We start from the raw sequence: 3,119 nt of genomic DNA, 5'->3' as shown, positions 1-3,119 counted from the left end.
CGCTTCGGCGCCCGCGGCGTCGCCGCGCTCGAGCGCCGCGACGATGGCGACATGCTCCTGGCAGGACTGCGCCGCCTCGTGCGACGACTGGTAGAGCATCGCGATCAGCGTGGTGCGCGCGGTGTAGTCGCGCAGAGTGTCGGCGAGCAGGCTGTTGCCCAGGCACTCGGCCAGGCAGACATGGAAGTCGCCGAGCAGGAAGCTGCGCGCGCCGACGTCGTCGCCGCGCAGCGCGGCCTTCTCCTGCGCCAGGTGTTTCTTCAGCCGCGTCAGCGCCGGCTTGTCCAGGGCGCGGCGGCCGCGCAGCAGGCCGAGCTCGATGACCCGGCGCGCCTCGAAGGCTTCACGGGCCTCCTCGCGCGAGGGCGCGATCAGGTACCAGCCGCGCCGCGCGCTGACGGTGACGATGCCCCGCGCGGCCAGGCGCGTCAGCGCCTCGCGGACGATGGTGCGGCTGCAGTCGAAGAGCAGCGCCAGCGGCTGCTCGCCGAGCCGCGTGCCCGGCGCCAGCTTCTGCGCGAGCACGGCGTCGATGATCCGTTGGCTGATGTCGGTGGCGGTGATGCCCATGCCCAGGGCATTGCAGCTTCCGTGCCAGCGGCCGCCACGCGTGCCTCACTGGCGCATCTGTCTTGTATGCAAGCCAGGACGACACACGCGTGCCGCCGTTGCGCACAAGATTGGTGTGCGAGGCACCGTCCCGGTGCCTGGCCTCAGCCCTCGACCCGCATCGAGTAGTCCACCGCCTTGGCGTCCTTGGTGAGGCGCCCGACCGAGATGCGGTCGACGCCGGTGGCCGCGATCCAGCGCAGCTGGTCGATGGCCACGCCGCCCGACACCTCCAGCAGCGCCCGGCCGCCGGCGATGGCCACCGCCTCGCGCATCATCGGCTCGCTGAAGTTGTCCAGCAGCACGCTGACCGCGCCGGCGGCCAGCGCCTCGCGCAGCTGCTCCAGGGTCTCGACCTCGACCTGGATGGACACGCCGGCGTTCAGCGCCTGCGCCTGCCGCAGCGCCTGCGTCACGCCGCCGGCCGCGGCGATGTGGTTTTCCTTGATCAGGATGCCGTCGTACAGCGCCAGGCGCTGGTTCGCGCCGCCGCCCACGCGCACCGCGTACTTCTGCGCCAAGCGCAGCCCGGGCAGGGTCTTGCGCGTGTCCAGCACCGCGCAGCCGCGCGGGTTCGGACTGGCGCCCTCGATGGCGCGGGCATGGGCGCGCGTCGCCGTCGCGGTGCCTGACAGCAGCTGCAGGAAGTTCAGCGCCGGCCGCTCGGCAGAGAGCAGCGAGCGGCCCTCGGCCTCGATGCGGCAGACGAGGGTGTCGGGCGCCATGTCGGCACCCTCGTCGTACAGCCACTCGATCCGCGACGAGCCGTCCAGCGCCAGGAACACGCCCTCGAACCAGTCGCGGCCGCACAGCACCGCCGCCTCGCGCACCCGCACATGGGCCTGCACGCGCCGGCCCGCCGGCACCAGCCGCGCGGTCCAGTCGCTGATGCCGATGTCCTCGAACAGCGCGTCGCGGATGTTGCGCGCGCGGGCCTCGTCCAGGGTCTCGTTGTGGTCGAACATCGTCGCGGTCCCGGCTGCCTCTGGATTACTCGGCGTCGCCGATGGTGATCGACAGCTCGCCGAAGCCCTCGATGACGCCGGTGATCACGTCGCCCGGCTTCACCGGGCCGACGCCTTCGGGCGTGCCGGTGTAGATCAGGTCGCCCGGCGCCAGGTGATAGAACTGCGACAGGTTGGCCACCAGCTCCGGAATGCTCCAGATCATGTCGGACAGGTCACCGCGCTGCTTCTCGACGCCGTTCACCGCCAGCGTGATCGCGCCCTGGGACAGCTCGCCCAGCTCCGAACGCGGCACCAGCGGAGTGATGACGGCCGAATGCTCGAAGCCCTTGCCCAGGTCCCAGGGCCGGCCGATGGCCTTGGCCTCGTTCTGCAGGTCGCGGCGCGTCATGTCCAGGCCGGCGGCGTAACCCCAGACCGCGTCGGCGGCCTGCTCGGGCGTGGCCTTGAAGACCGGCTTGCCGATCGCCACGACCAGTTCCATCTCGTAATGCAGGTTCTTCGTGCCGGGCGCGTAGGGGATGGTGCCGCCCGACGGCGCAGCGCGCTGGCCGGCTTGGTGAAGTAGAACGGCGGCTCGCGGTCCGGATCGCTGCCCATCTCGCGGGCGTGCGCCGCGTAGTTCCGACCGACGCAGAAGATGCGGCTCACGGCGTAGCGCGCATCGCTGTCGCGCACGGCCACGGCGGCCTGCGGCGCTGGGGGGAAGACATAAGTGCTCATGGCGTGCGGAGGTAACGATCGCAACGATCGTGCAAGGAAGGAGGGGAGCGCGGAGCATAACCTTGGCAAATCCACGCGGCATTGCTAGGGTTGCGGCCATGTTTGAAGCCCGCCCCGCCGGCCAGCGCCTGGCCGTCCTGACGTGTGCCCTGATCCTGGCCGCCTGCGCCAGCCGCGGTCCCACCCCCAGCCGCCCCGCCCCGGGCGGCCCCAAGCCCTCCTCCTGGCCCGACCGCGACGGCCCCGACGCGGTCGTCCCGCCCGACCTGCAGAAGGTGCCCGACGCGGTGCCGCGGCTGGAATCCATCCGCAAGGGCGGCCCCAACAAGCCCTACGAGGTGCTGGGCGAGCGCTACGAGCCGATCGCCGACGACAAGCCGCTGGTCCAGAAGGGCCTGGCGTCCTGGTACGGCCGCAAGTTCCACGGCCGGCCGACGTCCAGCGGCGAGATCTACAACATGTACGCGATGACCGCCGCCCACGCGACCATCCCGATCCCGAGCTACGCGCGCGTGCGCAATCCCAAGAATGGCCGGGAGGTCATCGTCCGCATCAATGACCGAGGACCGTTCCACAAGGGCCGGATCATCGACCTGAGCTACACCGCCGCGCTCAAGCTGGGCGTGCTGAACGGCGTGGCGCCGGTCGAGATCGAGCGCATCACCTACGAGGACATCCGCACCGGCGCCTGGACCCGCGACCGCGACACGCTGTCGCCCGATCCCAAGGTCGCGCCCGACACGCCGGTCTATGCCGCCGCGACGCCCAGCGGCGCGCCCGATCCGACGACGACCGCGCAGCTGCGTCCGCCGGCCGCGCCGG

The 3,119-nt window shown here is 71.5% G+C and carries 3 protein-coding genes and 1 pseudogene; 1 reads left to right on the top strand and 3 read right to left on the bottom strand.

The window, feature by feature from the left end; genetic code table 11:
* From FUT87_RS26320 to FUT87_RS26310, 3 genes and pseudogenes are all read right to left on the bottom strand, one after another.
* The coding region (locus FUT87_RS26320; RefSeq protein WP_147242892.1) for a GntR family transcriptional regulator at positions 1-570 on the bottom strand (570 nt) is incomplete at its 3' end.
* A 143-nt stretch (positions 571-713) separates the two neighbouring features.
* Complete coding sequence (gene nadC, locus FUT87_RS26315) at positions 714-1,574, bottom strand: carboxylating nicotinate-nucleotide diphosphorylase (protein WP_091729214.1); 861 nt, start codon at positions 1,572-1,574, stop codon at positions 714-716.
* Positions 1,575-1,599: 25 nt separating this feature from the next.
* Positions 1,600-2,174: pseudogene (locus tag FUT87_RS26310) on the bottom strand (fumarylacetoacetate hydrolase family protein).
* A 221-nt stretch (positions 2,175-2,395) separates the two neighbouring features.
* Between FUT87_RS26310 and FUT87_RS26305 the strand changes: the two are divergent.
* On the top strand, positions 2,396-3,119 hold a 724-nt coding region (locus FUT87_RS26305), incomplete at its 3' end, for a septal ring lytic transglycosylase RlpA family protein (RefSeq protein ID WP_147242891.1).

This window comes from Mitsuaria sp. TWR114, assembly GCF_007997345.1.
The sequence above is the reverse complement of the archived record's forward strand: the minus strand, read 5'-3'. Positions and strand labels throughout refer to the sequence as shown.

Bases quoted from the DNA above. Each gene is read 5' to 3' on its own strand.
- nadC (WP_091729214.1), bottom strand. From the start codon at position 1,574: ATGTTCGACCACAACGAGACCCTGGACGAGGCCCGCGCGCGCAACATC.